The organism is Streptomyces sp. NPDC006624, from assembly GCF_040611555.1.
GTDB lineage: Bacteria > Actinomycetota > Actinomycetes > Streptomycetales > Streptomycetaceae > Streptomyces.
Map to the genome: position 1 here is coordinate 179,567 of NZ_JBEXOM010000015.1, position 26,197 is coordinate 205,763.

A 26,197-nucleotide genomic window follows, 5' to 3' on the forward strand; every position below is an offset into this window, starting at 1 on the left:
TGCTGCTCACGCGGTCCCCCAGTCCCAGGCGTCGAAATAGGCGGCCACACCGGTGCGGCGGGCCTCGGCCACGGCGCTCAGCCGGGCGAAGTCGCGAGGCGGCATCAGTGCCTCCCACTCGGCCAGGGGAAGCACGCGCGCCTCGTCGTGCTCACGCGGATCCAGCGCGATGCCGCGGATCTGCTCCGACGTGAGGCGGCCGCCGTCGAAGACCAGGCCGAGCGTGCTGTAGGGCCACTCGGCACCGGGCAGCCCGTACACCGTCGCCAGCAGACGCGGCGGGCCGGACACCGTCAGCCCGGTCTCCTCCCGGCACTCACGCACCGCCGTGCCAAAAGGCCGCTCCCCGGGATCCATCGTGCCGCCCACCAGCTGCCATGGGTGCGCGGGCGAGTAGACGGAATGCAACTGCAGGGGCCGGTCGTCCTCGTCGGTGAAGTACAGGCACGCGAAACAGGTCGCCTTCAGCACGGTCTCGGCATAGACCTCGGGCGGCACCCACCCCGAGCTCTCACCGCCCTCCGGGAGACCGCGGCCGGCTGCCTGGCCGCCCGGGGCGGCCGGCACTTCCAGGCGCGTCATCCGCATCAGCGCCGCACTGCTGGCGAACCCCAGGTCGCGGTACAGCGGGGCGGCCTCCTCGCTGGCGTGGAGCTCGAACAGCGTGACGTGTTCGGCATGGAGCTGCTCGAGGAGCGCGGTCACCACCGCCCGGGCGTAGCCGCGGCGCCGGAAGCCCGGGCGTGTGGCGACGGCGTGCACGCGCGAGGCCAGCCCCTTGGGATAGGCGGGCGCCGGGAGCACGGGATGGATCAGGCCGAGGGCGCAGGCGGCCATCGAACCGTCCGGGGCGTCGATGACGAACGCCCGCGCGTCCCCGCCCGCGGTCAGCCGAGGCGCCAGCTGGGCCGTGCACCGCCGGATCCACTCCTCGCTCAATGGCTCGGACAGGATGTACTGGGAGCGCATCCGCACGATGCCCTCGGCATCGGCCGGCGCCGCCGCGCGGACCGGCGCCTGCTGCACGGCGCCCGGCACCCCGATGGTGAGTGCGGGCGGATTGTCGCGGGTCATGAAGGTTCTCCCGCAGGCGAGTTGGCTTCGTGCTCGGCGCGCAGGCGGGCCAGCGTCCGGTGGCCCCGCTCGACCAGCTCCGGATCGCCGTGGGCGGCACCGAACTGGATGCCGCTCACCGCATCGAGCGCCGTGTCGATGACCAGGCGGGCTTCCTCGGCAGCCGTCAGGGGCCTGCCGTACCCGGCCATGAACGCCTCATACAGGTCAGGCCGGTTGGCCCAGGCGTCGGACAGACGGACCAGGTCGCGCACCGCGGGACCCGGTTCGCTCCGCTCCAGGTCGATCACGGCCACGCTGTCCTCGGAGTCCTCGGAGTCCTCGGAGTCCTCGGAGTCCTCGGAGTCCTCGGGGTCCTCGGGGTCCTCGGAGTCCTCGGAGTCCTCGGAGTCATGGGGGGTGTCGGCGTCGTCGTGCAGGATGTTGCGGAGCTGGAAGTCGCCGTGGGTCTCCACCCACTCCAGTGGCGCCAGGTCCTCGGCCTGGCGGACCAGCTCACGAACGAACTCCTCATCACCGGGGACGAGATGAGGGCGCGCCGCTTCCAGGTGCCGGTCGGCCTTGGCGACGGCCGGGCCGCTGCCTGCGGGAGCCGGACGCGGAGGCGAGGCCTCATGGATACGGCGCGCCAGCACACCAATCCGGCGGAAGACCTCCCGCTCCCGAGCCGGGACGAGGATCCTGCCGTGCAGGGGCCGGCCGGGCAGCGCGGTGATCACGACGGCCCGCAGTTCCCCGTCGGCGGCCACCAGCCGGGGCGCGGCCGAACCCAGCGATCCGGCCCAGGTCCGCAGCGCCCGGACCTCCCGGTCATGGAACTTGTCGTTCTGATGGGCTTTCACGTACCAGGTGCCGCCGGCGGCACCCCGCACACGCCAGACGCGGCTGTTCTCCCTTGTCCATGAGGTGTCGGTCCACTCACTAATCCGGCCCACCGCGCGCTGCGCGAAAGCCTCGAGCGCAGCATCGGGACGGGTGCCGCGGGCCGGGCCAGTCGCTTCCGGGACCAGGCGCAGACGGTCAGCGCCGGGGTCGTAGGCGATGGCGTCACCGGACATCTGGAAGTGCACGGCGATCCTGGCACCGGCCCGGTAGGCGTCCAGGCCCGCACGGCAGTACGCCACCATCCCGTCCGGCAGTGCGTCCAGCCGCGCCCACATCATCGCGTCGCACACGTCCTGCTCGGCGACGTGCGGCTCCCCGAGCCAGTTGCGGACTTCGAAGAAGTAGCCGGAACGCGATGCGCCGCCTGGGCTGCGGTGGTGCACGACGACGGCTCCCCGTACGTCGGCCGGGGCGATGACGACGCCGGTCTCCTCCCGTGCCTCACGCACCAGAGCGTCGACGACGTCTTCGTGCGGGCCGTCCAGGTGCCCGGACGGCAGGTGCCACAGCCCGGCCGCATACACCTGCCCGGCCCGCCGCGACAGCAAGACCTCCAGCCCCTGTGCTGCCTCGCGCAGCAGCATCAGATGAACGTCCACCGGTTCGGTATGCCGCTGCCCCAGGTTCACCGCGCACCCCCGCCGCGCCGGGCGAGGAGGACCATGAAGACGGCGTGCTCCGTGAGGGATCCACCGCAGGCGTGGGAGTCGAGCAGCGTCCGGGCCTCGTCCTCGAACGCGGCGTGCCGCTCACCGAAGAGCTCCGGGCTCGCGAAGGACGTGCTGCGCAGGTAGCCGATCACGTCCTTCGGCGCCCAGGCACGGTCCACGGAGTAGGGGTGCTCGGTGACGTCATTCCACGCCGATGCGGCGAGGTCCTCCTCGTACGAGCGGCCAGGCTCACGGTAGGCGGCATCGGTGCCGGCCCGGCGCTCGGCGCCCAGGTAGTGCTGGATGAGTTCGCGCAGCGCCCGGGTCCAGTCCGCCTCGTAGGTCCACAGGCTGCCGTCTCCCATGATCGCGACGGCAGCGTCCGGTGCGGCCACCTGGTCCGCCATCGCCAGCACCGCCGGACGGTCCATCCAGTGGAACGCCCGGCAGCAGGTGATCAGGTCCGGGACATGCGCCTCGGCTCCGGGCAGCGGTGCGTACGCCTCGGCCGCAGCGTGGACGAGGCGGAGGGTGCAGCGGCCGAGAACCGGCGCGAGAGCGTCCTGGGCCTGGTCCAGCATCTGCTGGCTGACGTCGACCGCCTCGATGTGCGCCAACCCGGGTGCGGCGGACAGGAGCGCTCGAGGCACCTGCCCGGTGCCTGTGCCCAGGTCCAGGAGGACCGGGTTCGGCTGGCCCTGCAGTACGCCGGCCAGCAGTTCGGCCGCGGCCGTCGGAACACCGGGCCGGTAGCGCTCGTAGTCGGGGGCCGCAGCCCCGAACAAGACTGGCTGCTCCGGCGTGCGGCCTGGAGAGGACGTGTGGGGACCGGTCACGAGGCAACTCCTTGAGCAGCTGGGCGGGGGACTGGCAGGTGCCAGGTCAAGCCGCCGCACGGCGACGTGACGCGCTGCCCGCCGTCCGGGGCGATGACGAGGCCGTAGCGGTCGGGCGAGCCTGCCGCCCGCCATCGAACGGCGAGGTCTTGGATTTCCTTCCAGATGTCGCGCGGCCCTTGGATGGTCACGTTCCACCGCGTCGCGCCGGTCGGCTCGACCCGCAGCCAAGATCCGCAGCCGGGCGCCCCGATCACCAGGTGGTCGGCGCCGAAGTCTCGCACCAGCCCGCCGAGTAGATGGTCGGCCGCAAGCCACAGACCCCGGTCGCTATCGGCCGGCGGGCTCAGCTTGCTCCGCTGCGTCCAGGTGCCCGGCTCGGCGGCGATACGCTGCCGGAACTCCTCGCTGAGCCAGATCCTCTCCAGATCACGGCCGGCCTGGTGGGCAAACTCCACGGCCCGCAGCTCCCCTTGGATCTGCCCGTCGGCGGTGCGCTCGACGATCGCAAGGGCGGGCCACGACGGGGAGGCCGTGGTCACATGCGCAAGCAGCCGACCCCCGGGCGCGAGCTGCGCGACCAGGGCGGGCGGTACGTGATCGACCGTGTACGAGATGAGAATCCTGTCGAACATCCGCCCTGGCACGCCCTGTTCACCAGCGCCACACACCACCTCGGGCCGGAAGCCGAGGTCGCCAAGCCGCAGCGTGGCCGCTTCGACGAGGTGCTGGTCCCGGTCGAGGGTGACCACTCCCTGGTCGCCGCACACCTGGCAGGCCACTGCGGCCGTCACCCCCGCGCCCGTGCCGACGTCCAGCACCCGCTGACCGGGGCGCAGATCCAGTTCCTCCAAGAGCGTGGTGGTCAGGCTCATCAGCGTGGCCGCCGACGTGATCGACGCGCCCGACCGCGAGCCGCGTACTCGTTCCACCAGCCGTTCCCCGTTGTGCTGGACGAGCACGCTGGCCCCGCCGTACAGAATCCCGAGCAGCTCGGGCCGGTCTTGCGGCTCCGCCCAGTCCAACAGGTCCCAACGGCCCGGCCTTTCCTCCCGGGCGTTGCGACGCACGTAGGCCTGCGGCATCAGTCGCTCACGAGGAAGCACCAGCAGCGCATCGCGCACGGGCCCCGCGCCCAGCGCGCCTTCCGCTTCGAGCCGGGTGACCATCCTCGCCCGCGCGGCCGCCGTGTCCACGGCCGCGTCCCCATCGGCTGGCCGCGCCTCCTGCCTTACGCCCGGGCCGGACTGTGCCGGGCTCGTGTCCAGGGTGCTCACCGCCTACTCGCCCCATCCCGTCTCCGAGTACAGACGCCCGGCGACAATCCCTTCGATCGCCACTCGGCTGTACGGCACCACGGCGGCGGGAAGATCCGTCGGGTCCCACCACCGCCACTCCACGCACCGGTCAGGCTCCAGGAGCCTCGGGGTGCCAGACCAGGAGTGGGCTCTGAACACGAGTCCGATGCGCGGCCGCGCAGTCGGCGAGTCGCTGTGGTGGATTACGTGTACGAGCTCGACGCTGTCGGGATCGACGAGCAGACCCGCCTCTTCCTCCGCCTCTCTGACCAGGCATCTGATCGCGGCCTCTCGCTCACAGTGCCCGGCCAGGAAATGCCACTCGTTCGCCCCGAACTTGGAGTCGGGGTGTCGCAGACCCAGCAGGATCTGACCGTGCGAGTTCTGGAGGTAGAGGTGGACCCCGATGATGTGGAGTTCGGTCCCTTCGGGCGCCTCGTCACACGGCCGACCAGCGCCGGACGGAGCGTCGCGTTCCTGAGGATGCCCATCCGGCGCGGTGTCGACGACCGTCCGGACGTGGGTGCGAGTGGGCGGCACGCTGGTTCCTTACCTTCTCGGAGAGGCTGGGGGAGGCTTCTGTCCAGGTCGGCGGACCGTGGACACGGGTGAGACGGTCATCGGGCTCGTCAGCCGTCCACCGGGGGACGGGCAAAGGGAGGCGTCATGTGTCCGCGACCTCGGTGGCCTGGTAGCCGGCGGCCTGAAGGGCGAACATCGCGGCGTACTCGCCCTTGAGGCTGAGCAGCTCCTGGTGTGTGCCAGACTCGATGATCTTGCCGTTGTCGAAGACGTAGATGTGGTCGCAGTCGATGACGGACGCGAGCCGGTGCGAGATGAGCACGGTGATCCGGTCGGGGCGGCGCTTGCCGCGCAGCACCGTCTGGTAGACGGCGTGTTCAGCGCGCGGGTCCATGCTGGCCGTGGGCTCGTCCAGCAGCAGCACCGGCGCATCCTTGTATTCGCCGCGACCCACCGCGACCTTCGCCCACATGCCCGCTGACAGCTCCTGGCCGCCGCGGAAGCGCTTGGACAGCGTGGCGGACCAGGTGCCCGGAAGGCCGGCGATGACCTGGTCGGCCCCGGAAGCGACAACGGCGTCGAGAACGCGCTGGGGTTCCGCCCTGGTCAGGGTCCCTCTGGAGACAGTGATGTTGGACAGAGCGGAGAAGGGGTACCGGGTCGGATCTTGCAGGACCGAGGCGACCTGGGCCTGTAAGGATTCCGTGTCGTAGTGCGTTGTGGGCACGTCGTCCCATCGGATCTCGCCGTCCGTGGGGTCGTACAGGCCGGCCAGCAGTTTTGAGCAGGTGCTCTTGCCTGATCCGTTGGCTCCGACGAAGGCGACCGTCTGCCCGGCGTGCAGAGTCAGGCTGATCCCGGCGAGAGCGGGTGTGTCCTTGCCGGGGTAGGTGTAGTGCACGTCCTCGAGGGTGATGGTCGTGATGGTGTCGGGGGCCGCGACGCCGGTTCGGCGCGGCAGCAGGTTTCGGCAGCGTTGCTGATGTTCCAGCAGGTCTCCCACCCACAGGCTGGTCTCGTACAGCAGGTGGGCGACGTCCACCACGCGGGTCATGGACGAGCGGGCACTCTGCAGTGCCAGGACGGCGCCCGCGCCGGCGGCCAGCGGCAGCCAGCCGTGGATCAGCATCAGGCCGAGAACCACGTAGGTGATGCCGGTGCCGATTCCTCCGGCGCTCCTGCCGATCAGGGACATGCGGGCCTCGGCGAGGTTCAACCGGATGTCCTCGGCGGTGATCTGCTCGGTGAGCCGGGCGTGCTCGTCCAGCAGCGCCCGCTGGGCGGTGTGGGAGCGCAGTTCGGCTGCCGTGTCGCGGTCCAGCATCAGCCACGAGAACACGTCGGTGCGCCGCGACATCTCGTTGAACCGGCGGAAGCTGTGGAACCGGGCCTTTGCCGACTTCACCGCGGCCGCGCCGACGGGCAGGACGGACAGCGGCAGCAGGAGCAACAGCAGCGGGTGGAGAACGGCAAGGACGCTCGCGGTGCCGACGAGTACGAGCGCGGCAGCGGCGAGCGTCACGACGTGACCGACGATCTGCCGTGCGTAGTGCAGCCCTTGGTTGCGGGCTCGGTAGCACTCGTCCTGCCAGGTCGGACTGTCGACCGCCTCGAGCTTCACGTGCGAGGTGAGGCGGTAGAAGTCGCGCTCCAGGGCGGCCCGGATCAGAGGAGTCAGCTTCCCTTGCGCGACCGTGACTCCGTACTCGAGCGCCGCGCGCAGGGACAACAGGACGACAACGAGCAGCAGTTGTGGGGCAGCCGCGCGCACCCGGTCAGAGGTGGGGCCCTCGGCGAAGATGTGCTGCGCCACCCCCACCGTGGCGACGAGCCCGAAGGCGGACAGGACGGCCGAGGCGGTCTGCAGCACCACCAGGGCGACGGTTGCCGTCCGGTTCGCCCGCCAGGCGAAGCCGCCGACCTGCCGCACGGTGCGGGGCAGCTCGCCCAGGATCTGCCACACGCTGGCACGGGCGGCCGCGCCCTGGTGCAGCAGCCACCAGGCCTCGACCATCTCCTCCTCGTCCCCGTTCTGCACGATGCTGGACGTCGTGGCGGGCGGTGGTGGGAGGACTTCGGCGCGCGGGCGCGGCACCTCGGCCGCTGCCTCGCCGTTTTCGACCTCGGTCTGTTCACTCATCGCCGCCTCCCGACGGATTCGCCTGCCGCGGCGCCAGCCGGCACCGGAAGCGACGTGCAGGGCGCCGTCCGCGGGCGCGCTGCGCACGATCTCCTTCTCAAGGCCAGCGGCCACGTCCCGGCGTGCTGCCGCGCGGAGCGGGGCACCGGCCGGGGGCGAGGGGAGGGGGTATCGAGGCCGGGAGCGGAAGATTCGGGGGCGTGCATGGTGAGGACTGCCTCCAGCAGGTGACGGTACGGGGCGCGGCGTCGGAACGGGCGGGGGTGCTCCTTGCTGCGGACGGGCTGAACGGACAGGTCAGAGCAGTCGGGCACTCACGCGCTCGAGGATGGTCACCGCCCGGGCGATCTCGGCACCGTCGTTCTCGCGGTGCGCCCACTGCAGGTCGTCGAGGGCGGCCAGCACCGAGTAGGCGTCCAGGGCACGGGCCTCGTCAGCGGAGAAATCGCGGCCGTACCCCGCTTGGCACGCGGTCTGGAGATGAGGTTGCGATGGCCATGTGTCGGCGGCCAGCCACACGAAGTCCTCGACCGCTATGCCGCTGCCGGACTCCTCGAAGTCGAAGAGCCCGAGGGCTCGCGCCGCCCCGTCCCACTGCCAGTTCCTGGCCTGGAAGTCACCGTGGCGAAATCCGAGCGGCAGGTAGGGAGCGAGTAGCCGCAGTACCTGTCCGGCCCGCTCAATCCCGCTCCTGTGCCGGTCGGACAGGAGATGAGTGATCTTCGGTACATGGGCGGCTGCCGCCTCCACCTTTTCGTCGACGTCCGCGATCGCGCGGGCGCGGGCCGCGGGATGGGGGCGCTCCAGCTCGTGCCAACGCCGCAGCAGGCCGCCGGCGAGCGAATGCACCGTCCGCTCCTGCCCCGTCCGCAGTTTCAGCCCCAGAACCCGGGAGCCCGGCAGCGCCGACGTCATGATCACGCCCAAGCGGGGATCGGTGTCGAGCAGCCGCGGCGCCCGGCCCGCGCCGAGCGCTGCCGCAGCATGCCGGTAGGCATACACCTCACGCTGGTAGCGGAGCGCGTTCCGGCTCACCTTGACGTACACGGAGTGCGTCCGCAGGTGCACGCGCCACACCCGCGAGCTGGACCGGCGCGGCCAGGGCGCGTCGGCGATGAACTCCACACCGGGCACCTTGCGCTTCACCCAGAGGTCCACCTCGGGCGGCATCACCGTGTTTCCGCTCATCGGCCTGCCTCCAGGCGCACGCCTGCCGGAGGAGCCGGGTTGACGGGGCAACGGCCGCGTTCGAATACCTGGCTGCGCATCCGGTGATCGGGTCTGCACTGCATCGCACCCCTTCATGTCGAACGAATGAGTGGAACACCGGGGGAAACGACCCCCTCCGGTGTGGCGTCACGGCCAATTCCGGGCGATCTGTCGCACTGGACTTCGATTCGCGTGGTCTGGCCGTGACGGGGCAAGGGCGGCCTGTGCCGCAGCCGTCGAACAATCACCCTCGCGGTGGTCGTGTCATCCGATTCGGCGATGGCGTCCACAGGCCGCCTTGTGCCCCGTCCTTGCCGAGCCGTCAGTGCGCCGCGGCGAAGGGGGCTCTCAGGGCGTCGATCAGCGCGTCGGCGTCCAGGCACACACGCACGATGTGGTGGTCGGACAGATCGAGGGGGACCTCGATCACATCGACCGACACGACGGCCGGCAGCAGCTCCGGCGTGGCGTACACGCGGTCGATCCGCGAGTCCGGCCCGTGCGTGTCACAGGCGTTGACTGTCCGCGCCACCGCGCCTGCATCCCCGGCGAGGGCTCGATGCCGGGCAACGTCCTGCAGACCAGCGGTGCGCAGCGCTTCGTCCGGGCGCGTATCCATCCGCCGGACACCGTCCGCGCCGACATAGGACCGGTGCAGGTGATGCGGCTGGTCCCGGATTGCTTCCAGTTCCGGCAGAACCGGATCACCGGGAATTCCCGGGACCGGGTAAGAGTTGTTGTCACCTCCCATGAGCGCAGGCAGGGTGACGGACGGACCGTCGGGAATCTGCCACTTCTTGTCGGCCCATGTGCTGAGCCACTCTGTCTCGGCAAGCCGATGGGCCGTGCTGGCGTAGTTGAGGTGATAGGACACCGCAACAAGGGGGAGTGCTCGCTCTCCGGCAGGGGTGTACCGCAAGGTCAGTGCGGTCGGCGGCAGCACGTATGGAAAACTGGTGGACCATTCACGCATGGGCGTGAATTCGGTGCTCGCGAAGATGGCCGTACAACTGGAGGCTCCGAGCCAGCCTCGCATTCCGAGCAGGTTCTCGGCCTCGGACATGACCTGCTTGCCGTCCTGCCCTGCATCCCACATCTCCTGCCGAAACACCAGGTCCGGGCTCAGGCGAGCGAGCAGCTGATAACCGTCGCGGCGTCGCGCCGGATCCTTCTTCCCATTGTTCTCGAAATTCCAGCTCAGAGCAGTGATGGCGTTCATGGTCCCCCTCTGTTGAGGTCTCGCTTGGCAGGGCAGGAATCAGTTTTCGGGGAGCCTTGTTCGGCGGACGCCTCCGCGCTGGCGGAAGGTCACCCCGGCTTCCTCCAGGAGCTTGTGTATGAATCCGTAGGAGCGGCCGGAGGCGGCCATGAGGGTGCGGATGCTGTCGTTGTTGTTGTAGTGCTTGGCGAGTTCAGCCGCGTATTCCACGCGTGCTTCTCCGACAAGGCGTGTCTTGGGAGCGAGTGGCGTGAGCGCCATGGTGGGTTGCCTTTCGGTGGCATAGGGGCGGAGGCTGCGGGATTCTGCATGGCAGGCCGGGCCCAGGAAAGCTTTCCCGAGACTCAGGCGACGAGCTCTCCTGCGGCCAGGGGCTCGAAGGTCCGGCGCAGTGCTTCGACGAGCGCCGGCCGGGAGAGGACCACCTCCAGGGCGTGGTGGTCGCTGACGCCGGTCATGTCGATCACGTTGACGTCCTCGACGGCCTGCACGGTCCAGGCGTCCATGTAGCCACGGTCGATGCGCCGACCGCCGCCCTGGCCTATGGCACGGTGCCCGGCGGTCGCGTTCAGGGCCTCCGGCTTGTCGTTGCGGCGGGCGGCGAAGCGAGCGGGGTCGTGCATGCCGCAGTCCGTCATCAACTCGTCCAGGAACGTACAGCTCTTCCACGTCCCGTCGGACTGCCTGCGGGCTCGGTGCCGCCGGTGCACGAGGTCGGTGATGTCCGGTGAGGCCCAGTCGATCTCGGGTACGACCTCGCCGGTCGGCACCGGGTACTCGTTGGTGTCACCGAACAGCCAGCATCCGGCCCGGGAGCGGTCCGGGTCGCGGCCGTGCTGGGCTTTGACCTTGTCGACGAGGGCTGTCAGCTCCTCATACTCCCGCTCCCGGCCCTGGGGGGAGCAGAACGAGCCGTGGAAGGAGGCGGTGACGATCGGTGTCTCGGGCACGTCCGGCAGGCCGATGACCACGTTGGTGGGCGGAGTGCGCCAGATGAAGCGGTGCTCGTAGTCGGCGTGGATGGTGAACGTGCTCTCCCGGACGAGTAGACCGGTCGGGTTGCGGCCCTGCCCCATCGGGGCGCGGAAACCCCGCATGCCCAGGGAGCGTTGGGCGGCGTCCCACCGCCGGGTCGCGGCGGCGATGTCCTCGGTGCTCGAGCGGGGCCCGGTCTGGGAGTACGTCAGCTCGGTGACCGCCAGCCAGTCCGGCATCCTGGGCGCGAGGATTCCCTCGTACGCCTGGCGCCACCGTTCCGGTAACACACCAGGGGAGGGTTCCGGCCCGCCGTCGTGCTCGAGGTTGACCAGCATCAGACGCAGTTCGTCAGCGTGCGATGTCGTCATCGAAGCCCTTTCGCTGCGTGCGGCGCACGGCCCCGGCTCGCCATGGCTTGGTAGGCCTGCCGGCGGGCGCGGCGGGTGGCCGCCTCGTGAGATGGATGCAAGGTGTGCACGGTCATGAGCGGTGTACCTCCCGCGGGTCGGGGAGGTGCCGCGTGGTCGCCGAGCCCAGATGACTCGGGTCCCAGGGAAAGAGGACGGCGGCGCTTGTCTTCCAGACCGACCAGTCCGGCCTGGGTTCACAGGCACGGTGGGATACCAGAACGGCTGTCTCGACGCGTCCGCCTTGGGCGAGTCCTCTCTCCAACTCGTCGGCAGCGCGCCGCAATTCGGGAGAGCGGTCGCTGTCGCAGACCACCAGGATCCGGTCAGCAGAGCTCTGGTCCGGCAGTTCGCTAACCGGATGGAACGGGACCCGATGATGGGCGGCCAGGGTTTCCGCCGGGGTCAGCGCGCCTGAGGGACCGGGCACCCCGATCACGCAGGTGATGGGGCCGACGGCACTGGTGGCCGCGGCAAGCAAGTCCAGCGCATCGAGCACCTGCTGCACGGTCAACCGGTACGGAGGAGAGGGGGCCAAGAGCGTCTGAAGACGCTGCGCGGAGTACCCCGGGGCGGGCAGGGCGCACCCCGGTGGCTCAGTGAGAAACGTCGGCTCTGCCCTCACCGTGCCACCTCCTTCCACGCAGCCACGGGGATGCGCACCGCTGCGGCCGCAGCGGCGAAGGCGTCCCGGGCTTCGCGCAGGCGGGCGAGGCTGGCCTTGGGGCTGAGGGCGTTGTTCAACGCGGCCTCCAAGAACCGATGCCGTGCTGCGCCGTGGTTGTGCCCGGTGGAGTAGATCGCGCCTTGGACCTCCTGCACGTAAAGGCGCTGCCGGGTCAGGAAGAGCTCGCTCAGGGTGCCGAGGGGAAGAACGAGGGGCGCGGCCAACGGGACGATGAGCATACGAATGGAGCCGTCTGTGGCGGCCTCGAGGACGTGAGTGAGCTGGTTGCGCATGAGGACGGGGCCGCCGATGGCACGCATCAGGACGGACTCGTCCAGCAGGACGGTCATGGTCTTGCCGCAGTGGGCCGGAAGGCGGCGGGCCGCGGCTTCCGCCCTGCTCGGCGGGTGTCCGCCGTGCTGGACGGAGCGCCACACGGCGGCGTAGGCCGGAATCTGGAGGAAGCCGGGGATGAACCAGGCGCTGTAAGTGACGAGCGCGTGGGCGGCACGTTCACAGGCGCTCAGCCGCGACAGCCACCCCGGCCCTCCATCGTAGGTGACCTCCTGCCCCCGGGCTGCGTCGTCGAGGAGCCGTATCAGGACCTGAGCATGATGGGGTGCGGTGACGCCGTAGGCCTTCAGCAGCGCATCGACCATCACCTCGTCCGGACACAGATTCCCGGTCTCGATCTCGCGCGCGGTCGCACAGGGCTCGCTGAGAATGTCGGCGGTGCGGCTCAGCGGCAGGCCTTGCTCCTGGCGCAGCGTGCGCAGGTAGGTCCCCGTGACCAGTGCCCCGGCCGGCGCGAGATCCTCGGGCGTGCTCACGCCGCGGCCCCGGCGGTGCGGCATGGCGCGATGATCCGTCCGTCAGGCAGAAGTTCGCCAGTGTCTTCGAAACGCACAATGCCGTTGCACAACAGGCTCCAGCCCTGTTCCGGATGGGAGGCCACGATGTGGGCCGTGTCGCGTTCGGGGGTGTTGGCCGCAGGGCAGGGCGGCTGGTGCAGGCACATCTGTCGACGTCCTTGTCGTCTATCGGATAGGCAGGCTGGTGGTGCGCCGATCCCGTCGATGGGGAGCGGGCGGCGGAGGTGTGCGGCCGTCGAGGGCGGCACGGAGGTCGTCCGGTCGGGTCGTGCCGCGGCCGGGCAGGACGACCCAGCGGACATCGCGGCCGGTGGTGATGAAGGCCGGCGGGACCGAGATGATCGTGCCGGGGCGCAGCAGGCGGCTCCCGCGAACCTCCCAGGAGCCGGGCGCCACAGCGCCGGGCTCCAGGAGGAAGAACCAGGTCCGCGTGTCGCTGTTGGCGAGGACCGGGCCGGAGTGGGGGCCAAGGATCTCGTGGGCGCTCGCGGCGCTGTCCGCGCCGGCCCGCACCGCGTCGAAGTACTGCCCGCACGGCAATCCGAGGGTTTGGACCCGGGGCACCCACGCTGGCTCCAGTGTGCCGTCGGCCCATCCCCACGCGTTGTCGAACATCCTCGTGCCCCCTTTACATCAGGCCGCCGCGCCGGTGTTGCCGGCTTGGGCGGTGGTGAGGACGACGGGCAGTTCGCGGTAGTCGTTGCCGATGAACGACGGCTGGGGGAGCAGGCCGTCCTCGTCGGTGGCGAGCCGCAGGCGGGGGAAGCGGGCAAAGAGCGCCGGCAGGGCGACGCGGGCTTCGAGCCGGGCGAGGGGCGCGCCGAGGCAGAAGTGGATGCCGTGGCCGAAGGCGAGGTGCTGCCGATCGTCGCGGTCGATGTCGAAGTGATCGGGCTGGGGATTGGTCTTCGGGTCGCGTCCGTGCGCGCCGAAGCCGATCAGGATGAGGTCGCCCTGGCGGATCGTGACGCCCTCGCCGAGGTCGATGTCGGCCGTGGCGTAGCGCAGCGGCAGGTGCATGATCGGGGGGTGTTTGCGCAGCGTCTCCTCGGTGACGTCGTCCCAGCGTGTGGGGTCGGCGATCGCGGCGGCGAGCTGGTCGGGGTGGGCGAGCAGTTCGACGACCGCGTGGTTGATCAGGGAGACGGCGGTCTCCGAGCCCGCCCCGATCATGAGGATGAGGGTGCTGACGAGTTCGTCCTCGCTGAGCCGGTCGCCATGGGCTTCGTGGGTGGCCAGCAGGATGCTGGTCATGTCGTCGCCCGGGGTGGCCCGCTTGGTGGCGATCAGAGTGCGCATCGCGGCGAACATGTCGTCGCGGATCTGGACGGCCGTCTCGTCGGAGGCGCTGGTGTCCAGCACGGCGTCGATGACCCGCAACATCTCGGGCCGCTGCTCGTCCGGCACGCCGAAGAGGTCGCAAATCACCCGGGTGGGAACCGGGTAGGAGAAGACGGCCCGCAGGTTGACGGGCTGGTCCGGCTCCAGGGCCTCCATGGCGTCCAGGAGGCTGGTGACGATCGCCTCTACCGCGGGACGCATCGCCTCGATCCGGCGGGCGGTGAACGCACGGCCCACGAGGTCCTTCAGGCGCTTGTGGTCGGCGCCGTCGCTGGTGAACATGCTGACGACGTCGACCCAGGCGGCCAGCCACGGTATGGCGAAGGGCCGGTAGCCGGGCCAGCTCTTGCGGGCGTCCTTGGAGACCCGCGGGTCCACGAGCAGCGTCCGTGCGATGTCGCCGCGGGTGACGGACCAGGCGGTCAGGTTGCTGGGCATGGTGACGCGGACTGCGGGGCCCTGGGCGCGCAGCTGGTCGGCCTGCGCGTACAGGTGTCGTCCGGTGGTGTCGAGGGTGATCGGCGAGCTGGTCACGCGGTACCTCCTGCGGATGTGGTGGCGGTGAGGACATCGGCGGGCTGCTTGCGGAAGCTGACGTTCAGCGAGACGGGGCACTGGTGGAACGGGCCCGGCCGGTTGGGGACGTCGGGGTCGGTGAGGTCGAGGTCCCAGAGGCGGTCCAGGATCGTCTCGATGGCGGTCTGGGCGATGACGCTGGCCTGGCCGTCGGCCGGGCAGCGGTGCGGGCCGGCCGACCAGGCCAGGTGCGAGCGGTTGTCGTAGCCGAGGCCGGGCGGCAGCGCGGGGTCGGTGCCGGTGGCCGCGTGACTGATGAGGACCGGCTCGCCTTCGGGGATGGCGACGCCGTGCAGCAGGGTGGCGTGACGGGCGAAGTGGGCGCTGAAGTTTGCCATCGGGCTGCGGGTCCACAGCACCTTCTCCATGGCGCGTCGGACGGTGACGGTGCCGCCGGCGAGGTCGCCGGCGTAGGTGTCGTCCTCCAGGAGCAGGCCCAGGCCGGAGGCGATCCACGCCGCAGTGGGGATGGTGCCGGCGCCGACGAAGCAGAAGAGCTGGTGGACCATCTCCTCATCGGTGAGGCGGGCGGGATGGGCGAGCATCCAGGACGTGAAGTCGGCACCGGGCCGCTGCTTCTTCGTCTGGATGAGCTCGAAGAGGATCCGCGCGAAGTCCTCCGCCGCCTGCGCGGCCGCAGCACCGGCGCTGATGATGCCCTGGCATGCGGTGACCATCCGCCCGGCCAGCTGGGTCGGGCAGCCGAGGATGTCGGCGAAGATCAGCAGCGGCAGGGTGTCGGCGAAGTCGACCATCAGGTCGGCGTGCCCGCGGGGGGCGATCCGGTCGATGAGCCAGTTGGCGTGGGCCTGGGTGGTCTCGCGCAGCATATGGACGTCGACGCGGGCCAGGCACTCCTCCAGGGCGATGCGCAGCCGCTCATGGCGCTGCCCGTCGGCGTACAACAGGCTGGGGCGGAAGGCCATGAGGGCCAGGACCGGGCTGTCCGGCGGGACCCGGCCGTTGTTGAGCGCGGCCCAGCGGCGGCTGTCCTTGCTGTAGGTGGCCGTGTCGTTGAGCAGAGTGATCGCGGCCCGGTGGCTGGTGACGACCAGGGCGTACACGTTCTCCGCGATCTCGGCCCAGCCGACGGCCCCGGCGGCCCGCAGTTCGGCGTAAGCGTCCTGGGGCCGCAGTGCGAAGGCGTCGCCGAACAGGCGAGGCGGGCGCGGGGAAGCAGTCATCGGGCGGGCTCCAGGCGGGGGTGGGTGAGGATGTCGGTGACCAGGGCGATCAGGCCTTCTTTCGCCGAGTGGCGGAAGCGGGCGTCCAGCCACACCAGCGGGCGGTCGTCGGCCATGGTCAGGGAGTCGCGGATCTCGGCGTCGCTGTAGCGGGGGGCGCCTTCCTCTGCGAAGTGGTTGATCGCGACGGTGTACGGCAGGCCGGCGGACTCCAGCAGGTCGATCGCGTCGAAGCTCTCTTCGATGCGGCGGGTGTCGACGAGGACGAGGCCGCCCAGAGCGCCGTCGAGCAGGGAGCGGACCATACGGTGGAAGCGCGGCTGGCCCGGGGCACCGAAGAGGTAGAGCACGATGTCCTCGGCCAGCGTGACGCGCCCGAAGTCCATCGCGACGGTGGTAGTGGTCTTGTCCTTCATGCCGCCGAGGTCGTCAATGAGTTCCCCGGCCTTGGTCATCTGCTCTTCGGTGCGCATGGGGCGGATTTCCGAGACCGCACCAACCAGGGTGGTCTTGCCCACCGCGAACGGACCGAGGACGACCACCTTGACTGAGCGGGCCCCGGCCGACACATAGCGGTCAGAGCTTCTGTAGTCCATCCAAAACCCTTCTCAGGAAGTCCTCATCGTGCTGCTCCGCAGCGGGAACGAACGGTGCCCGGGCGAAGAGGTGTTGGCTGTCGACGAGACCGGAGACGATGACCTTGGTGACAGCCCCGGGCAGTTCGAGGTGGACGGCGACCTCGGACACGGCCAGGACGCCGGGAAGGCACAGGTCCATCACCCGGTACGCCTGTGCACCCAGGCCGGCCAGTGGCACATTGGGGTCGGCGATCAGCAGGGTGGCCTCGTCCAGCGTGGTGCGCGAGGGTGTGGCGCGGCCGCCCGTGGCGGTGTAGGACCGCACCATTCCGCGCCGCTGGCGCCCGTGCGCGGTCATACGGTGCTGCTCCGCTCGCGGGCGCCGAGCACCGGGCGCAAGCCCTGGATCATCTTCAGCGTGGCCGTGATGGCGAGTGAGGCCTCCTTGCTGAGCGCGTCGCCTCGCACGGAGACACCGACTCCGGTGCGCTCGCCCGCCGCGAACAGCAGCACGGTGGCGTCCTTCAGATCGCTGACGACGTGCCGCATGACCAAGGAGCTCTTGCTCTGGTCGGGGTAACCACAGAACGCGCCGAGGTCGGCCTGCAGAGACTTGACGCCGGAGAGGGCGGCTGCCGTGCGCTCGGCGTCGTCGCGTGTCAGGTCGTCCGACTTGGCGATCACCAGTCCGTCGCTGGAGAACAGGACTGCGTGCATGACGCCCGGCTCCCCGCACAGTCGGTTCAGGGCCCAGGTCATGTCGGTGGAGTCGGCGGTGTGCTGATCGGCGGTGGTCACTGTCACAGTCCTTCGGGTTCGGTATCGGTGGCCTCATAGCCCGTGCGGAAGGCCTGATGCAGGCTGTCGAAGCCCGCGGTCAGGGCATCAGGGTCGGCGGAATCGGTCAGCGCCTCTTGGGTGGGCCCTTGAGGCGCGGGCATCAGGTGTTGTGGCGTGCGTTTGGGCAGGCCCGAGACTGTGGTTCGCGACGCCGGGCGCGTCGTGGCCTCCGCCGGCGCAGACGCGGAAGGTCCGGGTGCTGGGGCCGCGAGCGCTGCAAGGGGTGCGCTGGGCGCGACCGGTGCCTGTTCGGGCTCTGCCGTCCTCGGGGGCTCGCCCATCAGGGCGCTGGGGACCAGGAGTGCGGCCTTGACCCCACCGCTCGCCGAGGGGGCACCCACGTCGACGCGGAACTTGTAGTCGTAGGAGAGACGCCCGATGACGGCGAACCCGAGCTTGCGCTCGTCCTCGAGGCCCGCCGCGTCCAGCAGAACCTTGTGGGACAGAAGCCGTTCGGCGTGGGCGAGTTGGTACGGGTTCATGCCCAGGCCCGTGTCCTCCACGACGATGCGATAGCCGGCCTGGACCCGCTGGACGTAGACCGTCACCTCGTCGCTGGAGTAGGTGGTCGCGTTGATCATCAGCTCGGCGAGGGCGACAGCGATGGGCTCGACGACCCGGCCCTCGACATACTGCTCGCCGACGTCGGGCAGGTAGGTGTAGTTCACCCGGTCGTACGGGCCGATGCGTCCGCGCGCGCTCTCGATGATCTCGCGGAAGGTGGCGTTCGCTCGCTGAGTGCCGGGCCATGAACCGGCGAGAATCCGCAGGCGCTGGACCATGTGCAGGGCTCGCGTAGCGAAGTGGTCGATCTCGATCAGGCTCTGGTGGTAGGTGCTGGCTTGCGAGTGCTTGCCCAGCTCCTCATCGATCTTCATCTGCAGCTTGGTCAGGAAGGTCTGGACTTCGTCCGCGGTTCCGCGGACGCCGGCCCGGGCCGAGCGGCCGATGCCCTCATGGGTCACGGCCACGGCCTCGCGCACCATCTCCACGACCGCCTGGTGGAGCTTGTCGAACTCGGTACCGGACAACATCTCGCTGGCCAAGCCGGGGACCAAGACACCCGGGTGTCGCCGGGCCTCCGCATCTACCACCGCCGGCAAACGCTGCTCCACCAGGTGGTGGAACTCTTCACGGAGGGCCTCGTACCAGCTCCAGTTCGTGGTGAGCTGCTCCTGCAGCGCCTCTTGCTCGGCGGCCGCCTGCCGTCGGACCTCGCCCACTTTCTGGTCCGTCGCCGCGTCGGCCTTGGTGGCGCGCTCCTCCGCAGCCAGGCGGTCCCGGATTGCCTGACGCTTACCGCGGGTCTGGAGGACGAGCGCGCCGGAGACAGCGGTGAGTCCACCACCCAGCGCTATCTCGGCCACAACGTGCGGGAAGAGATTCATGACAGTCCTTCAGGTGCGGGGGCATGGCGGGTGCAGAAGCCGCGGTGGCACGGCTGGCGGGCACCCTGCGGGAGGAAGGCCGCCGGGACGGGCCTCACCGAGCGCTGCGGCCACGGGGGGAGGCCTTCACGCTCGGGGGTGCGCACCCGCCCCGACGACCGGTCTAGGGAGAGATGCCGCCGATGACGTCCGCAACGCCCTGGACGGCTTCGCTGATGGTGGGGGCCAGCGTGGAGTCGTGCAGGTAGAACCCGAGCAGCACGGCGGCCACCGCGTGCGAGGGCCTGAGCCCTGACTTCCTGACGAGCAGCACCACGACGACGCCGAGGACGACCACGAGCGGCAGAGTGAGAAACACGCGGATCCTTCCTCACGCGGCCACCATCCTCAACTGAGCACGGCTAGCACTGAGTTGCTGGTGGAGGCTGCCGGGCGAGGTGGTGGGAAACGACGTCTCGTACGGCAGTAACCAGAACCGACGGGGACACCGGGACCATCCCGACCCGTACGCCGCGCCGCAGACCCAAGAGTCCCGCAAGCACTGGGAATGCGCGGCGCCCCAGCGGTGGCTGGTGCCGGCCTCCACGGGGATGAACATGGATCCGTGGGCTGGGCAGCAGAGCACCGGACCTACGGGCTCACCCTCGGAACGCAGTGCCTCGAGTGCGGGCATCCCCACGCGCAGCGCGGTGACAACGACGTCAACGCCCGTAGCAGCTTCCGCTCGCGGCCGGGGGCTTTCCGCGAACTGGACGTGCCAGGGAAGGCGAGTGGCCAGGATCATCGGAACTCCATCAGCGGCAACGTGGACGGTTCGACAGGCGGAATGATCGTGAATCCAGCGTGATGCGTTTCGCGTGCCACCGATACGCCAAACTGCCGCCACTTCTTCGCCACTTCGCAGTCGCGGACAGTGATCGACGGACTCAGGAGGCCAGAACAGACGGCGCGAATCGGACGATCTCTCCTCGTGGGCTCTGCAGCTGCGCATAAGGGCGACGGTGTCGCCACTTGTTCGCCACTTCCCAGCTTCCTCTTGACGCAGCGGCGGAACTCCGGTAGTGAGCGGCTTCCGTGTCCTGCCTCACCTACCCGGCTCCCCCTCACCGTGGGCGTTGGAGCGAAAGGGGTGCGGCGGTTCATGACACCGTCCCGGCGGACAAGACGGGGGCCGGATCGATGCGATTTGGGCGGGTGGACACGGGCCCCGACATCAACACCACACGGAGGATGGCCAGGTGGCTGAAGCCCTGAGGGAAGTTCCCCAACTGGCGTTTGGCGCGCAGGTCGTACTCCTCGGCGAGCAGGCCCACCTCGTTGCGCAGTGAAAGCAGACGCTCGCGGACCGCGGCGGCCTCCTCATGGCGGCCAATCCTGTCGAGCGACTCGGCCAGCCAGCCGGTGCAGATCACGAAGTAGCCCTCGTCGCCGGCCAACCCGTCAATGCCGGCGCCTTCGCCCTCGGTCCGGTACCGCAGCACCAGCCCACCGGTGGTGCTCAGTTCGTTCTGAACCGCCTCGACCGTGCCAATGACCCGTTTGTCCTCTGCGGGCAGGAAACCGCTGAGCATGGCGTGCAGGAGCGACGCGTCAAGCGTGCTCCCCCCGCAGTACTGGGTGAAGGTGTTCCGCTCGGCGTCGTACCCGTTCTCACACACCTCACGGTGGATCGTCTCGCGCAGCGCCTTCCACCGCTCGAGCGGGCCGGTGGCGTAGCCGAGTTCGATGAGCCGGACGGCCCGGGCTACGGCTACCCACGCCATGATGGCGGAGTGCGTGAACCGGCGGCGCGGCCCACGAATCTCCCAGATGCCCATGTCAGGCTGGTCCCAGAGCGTCTCCAGCTCCGTGACGAGCTCCACGATGATGGCGGCGATGCCGGGCGCCTCGTCCGGGCAGGCGAGTGCGATCTCGTAGAGCGCGTCGGCGACCTCGCCGTAGACATCGATCTGGAGCTGGCCAGCTGCATCGTTGCCGATCCGGACCGGCGCCGAGCCCTCGTATCCAGGGAGCCAGGGCAGCACCTTCTCGCGCAGGTCGGATTCACCGCCGATCCCGTACATGATCTGCCGACGGCCTGGGGTGCCGGCGCAGGCACGCACCAGCCAGTCTTTCCAGGCGAGAGCCTCGGCCAAGTACCCAAAGCGCGCGAGGATACTGGCCATGAACGCGTCGTCACGCAGCCATGCGTAGCGGTAGTCCCAGTTGCGGACGCCGCCGAGCTCCTCCGGCAGTGACGTGGTCGGCGCGGCCACGATCGCCCCGGTCGGGCTGTAGATGAGAGCCGCAAGGGTCAGCAGGGAGCGGACTGCCGTAACCCGGTCCGGGCCGGTGTAGGTGCAGCGAGCCACCCACGCCTCCCAGTGGTCGAGGGTGTGCTTCAGCAGGGCATCGGGGGACGGATGCGGCGGAGGGCTATCGGCGCCCTCCCGCCACGAGAGCGCGAACGAGACCTGCTCTCCTTCGACGACGGTGAAGTCGGTGTGAATGTCGCCGGCGTTGACCTGGACGGGCCAGGTGGTGTCGAGCCAGAGCCGCCCATCACCGTCCCCACCGAGCACGACGGCGAGACGTTTGTCGTCGACACGTTCGAGCCGGGGGACGGTGCGCCCATATCCGGGCCGGGCCCGAAGCAGCGAGTGCATCGTGACCTGCCCCTGCACCCCGGTCACAATGCGGACGACCTGCGGCGCTTCGTCGCCCGGGACCATGAAATCGGTGACCTTCACCGTGCCGGACTCGGTGGTCCACTCCGTTTCCAGAACCATCGTGTCACCCACGTACCGGCGGACCGCGACGGGCGCGGAGACGCCATTCGGGAGGATGGCGGGAGCGATCTGCCAAAAGCCGTGCTCGGAGGTGCCGAGGAGACGGGTGAAGACAGCAGCCGAGTCGAACCGCGGCAGGCACAACCAGTCGATGCTGCCATCCAGGCGGACCAGAGCAGAGCCCCTCTGGTCGCCGAGCAGGCTGTAGTCCTCGATCCGCCCCGCACTGCCGTCCACCCCTGGTGCTCCGGTGGCCACACACAGGCGGAGACCCCCGGGCTCGCTCCGGTTCACGAGCAGCCCGTCGGCAAGAAGCGGCCGGCACACCCGCGCCATCCGACGCGCGCCGAGGCCATGCCGATGGGCGAGCAGCCCGACGGGCAGTGGTGTGCCAGCCCGGTAGCGCCCGGAGCGGATTCCGTCACGGATCTCCCGCACGAACTTCCTGTCCTTCGGGTGCGCCTCGTTCGGGCGCAGGCGCCGAGTCGCCCCGCGGCGCGGTACGGCGATCTCGCCGTCCGCGTCCAGCTCACGCAGCACAGCTCGGGTCACCTTCACCGACTGGCCTATACGGTGCGCCAGTTCCTCAACAGGTGGCAGCGCCTTGCCGTACGGGTGCTCCCTGACGAAGCCCCGTAGCGCGGCGCACGCCTCGTTCAGGCCCTTTTGCGCGGTAGCGGGCGTCACGCGGTCACCGCCTGGGCGCGAGCGGTGCCTTCGAAAGCGACCCGCCGCAACGCGGTGGGGTCCTTCGCCAGTAGGGCCGCCGTCTGCACGACGGCAGCAACCGCCGACCGGCGGCGGCGCAGAGCATGGAACACGGTCACTCCGAGGGGACGTGGGTTGCGACGGTGGGGGCCGGTGGTCACCGCGGTCGTCAGGCGACGACGGACCGGGCGCGTCTTCCGCACAGCTGTTTCAGCACCGGGATGGGCGCGCTGGCCCTCTCGCCACCCGGCCGGGAAGCGAGCACGCGCACAACGGTGAGCTGCGCGCCGGCGGTGAATCGCAAGCCCCTGCCAGCGCGTGGCCTCCCCGCCCAGAAGTGCGCGGGGAGGCCACGTGCTGGTCCATCTCCACGATGACGGTGATCTCTTCGCATCGGTACGCCAAACCGTCGCCACTTCTTCGCCACTTGGGCGGGGGACAGCCTCAAGCCGGACTCTCATTTGTCATGTTTTGCTGTTCTTTCCTGGAGTGGAATTCCGTGTCGCGGGGCGCGAAGTGGCGAAGAAGTGGCGACGGTTTGGCGTACCGATGCCGCTCGTCTTCCGCCACCGTTGAGGCAGGCCGCGATCGTGGCCACGCCCCAGGGCGTCTCGAACACGAGGAGACGAGGGTGCCCTCAACAACCGCCGAGCTGATCCGTGACCGGAGCCTCGGAGAGCTGGTGAGACACAGCAACGTCGAACTCGCCGGCCTCGACGCCCCGCAGCGCGTGGCCCGCGCGGCAGTCCACGACGCGCTGGATGGCGATGCCGATGACGCCTTGCTGGACGACCTGGACATCGTCGCCAGCGAGGTCGTCACCAATGCCCTGAAGCACACACCTGGAGCGGTCCGGATGCGCCTGGAGATCTACGAGCGGGGCGTGGCCATGGGCGTGATCGACCGCGGCGCCGACTTCGACGCGCTCACCGTGGCCCCGGCCAACGAAGACCCCGCGGCGCTCATCGAGGCCACCAGCGGCCGCGGTCTGCTCATCGTCAACTGCCTCACCCGGTGCCTGAAAGTGGAGCCGGCCACCGACGGAAAGATGGTCACTGCCATCCTCGACCGTCCGGCAGGTGCGCGGTGACGGGCGAACACACCCTCACACCTCGGCACCTCGGCCGAGGCCTGAGGGCTCATCCGCTGGGCGTCAACACCGGATCCATAGGCATGACGGATGAGCGAGAACTGGGAAACCCCTCCAACGACGGCCGACTGCTCGACGGCCTACGCCGTGCGGTGGAGCTCGGCGCCAACCTCCTGGACACGGCCGACTCCTACGGAGCCGGCCGAGCGGAACGGATACTCGAACGGATCCTGCGCGAGTACCGCAATGAACGTCTGATCGTGAGCAGCAAGGTCGGACGCATCCGCGGATCCGCACCGCACGCCTACGCCGACCGCAACATCCACCGACAGTTCCAGCAGACCCGCGACAACCTGTACGTCGACCAGGTCGACATCTACACCCTCGACTCCTGGGACTTCGGCCCCCAGGACCGTTACCTGGGCGGCGCCATCGACCAGGTGCGCACATTGCAGGAACTGGGAGACATCAAGGCCATCGGCATGCGCGGCCCGTACATCCACTACGGAGCGACACTCGCCGAGCGCAGCGCGTGCGCGGAGCGCTTTCTCTATCTCTTCCGTCTCATCAAGCCGGATGTCATCTGGACCCGGTTCAACGCCCTCACGCCGGTGATCTCCCTGGAAGGCGAAGACCTGTTCGGCTTCACCGCCCGCCACAGAGTCGGCGTCATCCTCGCCGCGCCACTGGCCCATGGACTGCTCACTGGCAAGACACTGCCCAGCGCCATGCCCCGTCTCGGTCCCTCTGGCTCAGCGCCGAGCGGCCGCGCCTTGTCCCCGCGGGCGCTAGAGGCCATCTCTGCCGGCCTCCGCACACTCCGCGACCACTTTGGCGACGCGCCCGGCGTCTTGACCCGGCTCGCTCTGCGGTCATGTCTGCAGAAGGCCGACCACGGCGCAGCAGTCGTCGGCTTCACACACGAGGACCAGATCACCGAGAACTTCCGCTGCCTCGGCCCACCCCTCACGTCCACCGAGCTCGCCCTGGTCGACGAGGTCTACGCCCAGATCCGCACAGGGATAGAGGGATCGACCGAGGGACAAGGCGCGCGCAGGGCCAGGGTCTGACCCCGCCGCGCGCACCAGCCCGCCAGCGCCCACCCCGCATGGAGACACGGAGGACGACGACCATGAAACAGGCCCCGGACGGGACCTTCACCATCAGCAAGCGATTCGCTTTCGACGCTGCGCACCAGCTCACCAGCCTCGGGCCGGACCACGTGTGCGCCCGCCTGCACGGGCACGGCTACCGCGTCGAAGCGGTCCTGTCCTGCACCGAGGACGAACTCGTACCACCGGGATTCGTCGTCGACTTCAAGGACCTCGAGCCGCTCGCGCGGTACATCAAGGACACGCTCGACCACCGAAACCTGAACGAGGTGCTCGACTTCGAGCCGACCTCGGAACTGCTCGCCCGCCATCTCGCCCACTGGTTCCTCACCCACTTCACCCCCGCCGTCGCGGAGCGGTTGATCCAGATGCGCGTCAGCGAGACCGAGAAGACCTGGGCCACCTACACCCCGAACCGGAGGACGGCGTGACTGCCAACCTGCTGCTGGACACGGACCACGAGTTCGAGCTGATCATCGCCTACACCTTCGGCGACACCCAGCCCACCTTCCAGGGCGAGGGCCCGAGCGCCGGCACGCCCGCCGTCTTCATCCGCCTGTCGCGCTGCAACCTCACCTGTGGCTACTGCGACACCAAGGAGACCTGGGACTGGGCCAACTACGACATCAAGAAGGAGTCCCACAAGCGCACCGTCGACGACCTCGCTGCCTGGGCCCTCGCTCAGGATGTCGAGCTGGTCGTGATCACCGGCGGTGAACCGCTGCTGCAGCAGAAGAAGCTCGTCCCCCTCGTCCAGCGCCTCCTCGCCGGCGGCAAGCGCATCGAGTTCGAGACGAACGGGACCATCGCCCCCCTCCCGGAACTCCTTATCGACGGCGTGCAGTTCAACGTCTCGCCCAAGCTCGCCAACTCCGGCGTCGCCGAGCACAAGCGCATCGTCCCGGTGGCGCTGCGCGCCTTCGCCGCGAGCGGTCAGGCGATCTTCAAGTTCGTCACCCGCACCGTCGACGAGCTCGACGAGATCGCCTCCTACGCCGAGCAGTTCGGGCTCGCCCCGATCTATGTCATGCCGGAGGGCACCACCGCGGAGGGGCTCGTGGCCACGACCCGTCTGCTGGCCGACCACGTCCCCGCCCGCGGCTGGCACTTCACCCAGCGGATGCACATCTTCGCCTTCGGCGACAAGCGCGCCCGCTGACCCGACTGCCTTCCCCCTTCGGAGGACTCACGTGACCCAGCCCCTCACCCGTACCGAGAGTGCGCCCGTGCAGCGCGTCTTCGAGCACAAACGCATCTGGAACCTGGACCAGGAGGCCTTCCAGACGGCCGCCGCTCTGATCGCCGCCCACGAGCCCCGCCCCGACGCCGTGATTGGCATCGCCCGCGGCGGCGTCCCGCTCGCCCGGGAACTGGCGACGCACTTCGGCGTCGAGGCCATCGAGATCACCGCCCGGCACAACACCACCGACGACCTCTACCTGGAGGCCACCGGCCGCGTGCAGCTGCCCACCACGACCGCCGATGCCCTCGGCCGACTGGCGTCCGGGCAGCGGCTCCTGGTCGCCGACGACATTTGCGGCACCGGCGCCACCTTCAAGGCCGTCCTGCCCTTCCTCACCGAGCGCCTCGCCCCCGGCCAGCTGCGCAGCGCTGTGCTGTGCCGCAGCCGGGCGGCCGACTTCACCCCCGACACCTGGGTGTGGGACACCCTCGACTGGGTCCTCTTCCCCTGGAACGAGCCGACCGACCAGCACACCGAAGACCTTGCGGCGCCCGCCGCCGTGCGGACGAAGGAGTCGCTGTGAGTTCCCTGAGTCAACCTCTATGCCGCCAGAGGCGTGTCCGGGTCCTGTTTGATCTTGTTGCTGGCTCGGTGGATCTCGGGGTCGTAGCA

At 69.6% G+C, this 26,197-nt stretch carries 27 protein-coding genes; 5 read left to right on the plus strand and 22 right to left on the minus strand.

Features of this window, described 5'->3' with window-relative positions; translation table 11 throughout:
* Positions 1 to 6: 6 nt before the first annotated feature.
* From ABZY20_RS25955 to ABZY20_RS26060, 22 genes are all read right to left on the minus strand, one after another.
* Entirely contained in the window at positions 7 to 1,074 is a 1,068-nt protein-coding gene (locus tag ABZY20_RS25955; RefSeq protein ID WP_356444129.1) for a GNAT family N-acetyltransferase, read from the minus strand.
* Positions 1,071 to 2,588 carry a phosphotransferase gene (locus tag ABZY20_RS25960; protein ID WP_356444131.1) on the minus strand — a complete coding sequence of 506 codons (1,518 nt, stop codon included), beginning with the start codon at positions 2,586 to 2,588 and terminating at the stop codon, positions 1,071 to 1,073. The genes ABZY20_RS25955 and ABZY20_RS25960 overlap by 4 nt, the downstream gene beginning before the upstream one ends.
* The gene (locus ABZY20_RS25965) at positions 2,585 to 3,394 is read right to left on the minus strand and encodes a methyltransferase domain-containing protein (RefSeq protein ID WP_356444132.1); all 810 of its coding nucleotides are present in this window, start codon (positions 3,392 to 3,394) and stop codon (positions 2,585 to 2,587) included. The genes ABZY20_RS25960 and ABZY20_RS25965 overlap by 4 nt, the downstream gene beginning before the upstream one ends.
* A 47-nt stretch (positions 3,395 to 3,441) precedes the next feature.
* A complete protein-coding gene (locus ABZY20_RS25970; RefSeq protein WP_356444134.1) occupies positions 3,442 to 4,641 on the minus strand; it encodes a methyltransferase domain-containing protein in 1,200 nt (399 codons plus the stop codon).
* 84 nt (positions 4,642 to 4,725) lie between these two features.
* The gene (locus tag ABZY20_RS25975) at positions 4,726 to 5,283 is read right to left on the minus strand and encodes an NUDIX domain-containing protein (protein WP_356444135.1); all 558 of its coding nucleotides are present in this window, start codon (positions 5,281 to 5,283) and stop codon (positions 4,726 to 4,728) included.
* 124 nt (positions 5,284 to 5,407) lie between these two features.
* Positions 5,408 to 7,405, minus strand: a complete 1,998-nt coding sequence (locus ABZY20_RS25980; RefSeq protein WP_356444137.1) for an ABC transporter ATP-binding protein — start codon at positions 7,403 to 7,405, stop codon at positions 5,408 to 5,410.
* Positions 7,406 to 7,702: 297 nt separating this feature from the next.
* Positions 7,703 to 8,593, minus strand: coding sequence for an aminoglycoside phosphotransferase family protein (locus ABZY20_RS25985; protein ID WP_356444139.1), 891 nt, complete (start codon positions 8,591 to 8,593; stop codon positions 7,703 to 7,705).
* Positions 8,594 to 8,936: 343 nt separating this feature from the next.
* Positions 8,937 to 9,833: an endonuclease/exonuclease/phosphatase family protein gene (locus ABZY20_RS25990; protein WP_356444141.1), complete on the minus strand. Its 897-nt coding sequence runs from the start codon at positions 9,831 to 9,833 to the stop codon at positions 8,937 to 8,939.
* Positions 9,834 to 9,872: 39 nt separating this feature from the next.
* A complete protein-coding gene (locus ABZY20_RS25995; RefSeq protein ID WP_319596624.1) occupies positions 9,873 to 10,094 on the minus strand; it encodes a helix-turn-helix domain-containing protein in 222 nt (73 codons plus the stop codon).
* A gap of 83 nt (positions 10,095 to 10,177) precedes the next feature.
* Positions 10,178 to 11,179, minus strand: a complete 1,002-nt coding sequence (locus tag ABZY20_RS26000) for an endonuclease/exonuclease/phosphatase family protein (RefSeq protein ID WP_356444143.1) — start codon at positions 11,177 to 11,179, stop codon at positions 10,178 to 10,180.
* 112 nt (positions 11,180 to 11,291) lie between these two features.
* The gene (locus tag ABZY20_RS26005; RefSeq protein WP_356444145.1) at positions 11,292 to 11,726 is read right to left on the minus strand and encodes a hypothetical protein; all 435 of its coding nucleotides are present in this window, start codon (positions 11,724 to 11,726) and stop codon (positions 11,292 to 11,294) included.
* Between the two features lie 113 nt (positions 11,727 to 11,839).
* Entirely contained in the window at positions 11,840 to 12,715 is an 876-nt protein-coding gene (locus ABZY20_RS26010) for a DUF5753 domain-containing protein (protein ID WP_356444146.1), read from the minus strand.
* Positions 12,712 to 12,903, minus strand: a complete 192-nt coding sequence (locus ABZY20_RS26015; protein WP_043727153.1) for a DUF5999 family protein — start codon at positions 12,901 to 12,903, stop codon at positions 12,712 to 12,714. The genes ABZY20_RS26010 and ABZY20_RS26015 overlap by 4 nt, the downstream gene beginning before the upstream one ends.
* A 19-nt stretch (positions 12,904 to 12,922) precedes the next feature.
* Positions 12,923 to 13,372, minus strand: a complete 450-nt coding sequence (locus ABZY20_RS26020; protein ID WP_356444148.1) for a hypothetical protein — start codon at positions 13,370 to 13,372, stop codon at positions 12,923 to 12,925.
* An 18-nt stretch (positions 13,373 to 13,390) separates the two neighbouring features.
* Entirely contained in the window at positions 13,391 to 14,632 is a 1,242-nt protein-coding gene (locus ABZY20_RS26025) for a cytochrome P450 (RefSeq protein ID WP_356444150.1), read from the minus strand.
* The gene (locus ABZY20_RS26030) at positions 14,629 to 15,858 is read right to left on the minus strand and encodes a cytochrome P450 (RefSeq protein ID WP_356444152.1); all 1,230 of its coding nucleotides are present in this window, start codon (positions 15,856 to 15,858) and stop codon (positions 14,629 to 14,631) included. Before ABZY20_RS26030 ends, ABZY20_RS26025 begins: the two co-directional genes overlap by 4 nt.
* Positions 15,855 to 16,454, minus strand: a complete 600-nt coding sequence (locus ABZY20_RS26035) for an ATP/GTP-binding protein (protein ID WP_043727156.1) — start codon at positions 16,452 to 16,454, stop codon at positions 15,855 to 15,857. Before ABZY20_RS26035 ends, ABZY20_RS26030 begins: the two co-directional genes overlap by 4 nt.
* A complete protein-coding gene (locus tag ABZY20_RS26040; protein WP_356444154.1) occupies positions 16,435 to 16,794 on the minus strand; it encodes a DUF742 domain-containing protein in 360 nt (119 codons plus the stop codon). The genes ABZY20_RS26035 and ABZY20_RS26040 overlap by 20 nt, the downstream gene beginning before the upstream one ends.
* Complete coding sequence (locus tag ABZY20_RS26045; RefSeq protein ID WP_030587903.1) at positions 16,791 to 17,234, minus strand: roadblock/LC7 domain-containing protein; 444 nt, start codon at positions 17,232 to 17,234, stop codon at positions 16,791 to 16,793. Before ABZY20_RS26045 ends, ABZY20_RS26040 begins: the two co-directional genes overlap by 4 nt.
* Positions 17,235 to 17,236: 2 nt before the next feature.
* Complete coding sequence (locus ABZY20_RS26050; protein WP_356444156.1) at positions 17,237 to 18,664, minus strand: histidine kinase; 1,428 nt, start codon at positions 18,662 to 18,664, stop codon at positions 17,237 to 17,239.
* A 163-nt stretch (positions 18,665 to 18,827) separates the two neighbouring features.
* Entirely contained in the window at positions 18,828 to 19,022 is a 195-nt protein-coding gene (locus tag ABZY20_RS26055; protein WP_007490656.1) for a hypothetical protein, read from the minus strand.
* Positions 19,023 to 19,803: 781 nt separating this feature from the next.
* Entirely contained in the window at positions 19,804 to 21,972 is a 2,169-nt protein-coding gene (locus ABZY20_RS26060) for a glycoside hydrolase family 15 protein (protein WP_356444173.1), read from the minus strand.
* A 799-nt stretch (positions 21,973 to 22,771) separates the two neighbouring features.
* Here ABZY20_RS26060 and ABZY20_RS26065 point away from each other — a divergent pair.
* From ABZY20_RS26065 to ABZY20_RS26085, 5 genes are all read left to right on the plus strand, one after another.
* Positions 22,772 to 23,230: an ATP-binding protein gene (locus ABZY20_RS26065; protein ID WP_356444158.1), complete on the plus strand. Its 459-nt coding sequence runs from the start codon at positions 22,772 to 22,774 to the stop codon at positions 23,228 to 23,230.
* 83 nt (positions 23,231 to 23,313) lie between these two features.
* Positions 23,314 to 24,300 (plus strand): aldo/keto reductase, encoded by a 987-nt coding sequence (locus ABZY20_RS26070; protein WP_078508332.1) that lies wholly within the window; start codon positions 23,314 to 23,316, stop codon positions 24,298 to 24,300.
* A 62-nt stretch (positions 24,301 to 24,362) separates the two neighbouring features.
* On the plus strand, positions 24,363 to 24,773 hold the full coding sequence (locus ABZY20_RS26075) for a 6-carboxytetrahydropterin synthase (protein WP_007490666.1): 411 nt from the start codon (positions 24,363 to 24,365) through the stop codon (positions 24,771 to 24,773).
* Positions 24,770 to 25,501, plus strand: a complete 732-nt coding sequence (locus ABZY20_RS26080) for a 7-carboxy-7-deazaguanine synthase QueE (protein ID WP_356444161.1) — start codon at positions 24,770 to 24,772, stop codon at positions 25,499 to 25,501. Before ABZY20_RS26075 ends, ABZY20_RS26080 begins: the two co-directional genes overlap by 4 nt.
* Before the next feature lie 31 nt (positions 25,502 to 25,532).
* Positions 25,533 to 26,108, plus strand: coding sequence for a phosphoribosyltransferase family protein (locus tag ABZY20_RS26085; RefSeq protein ID WP_356444163.1), 576 nt, complete (start codon positions 25,533 to 25,535; stop codon positions 26,106 to 26,108).
* Positions 26,109 to 26,197 lie beyond the last annotated feature (89 nt).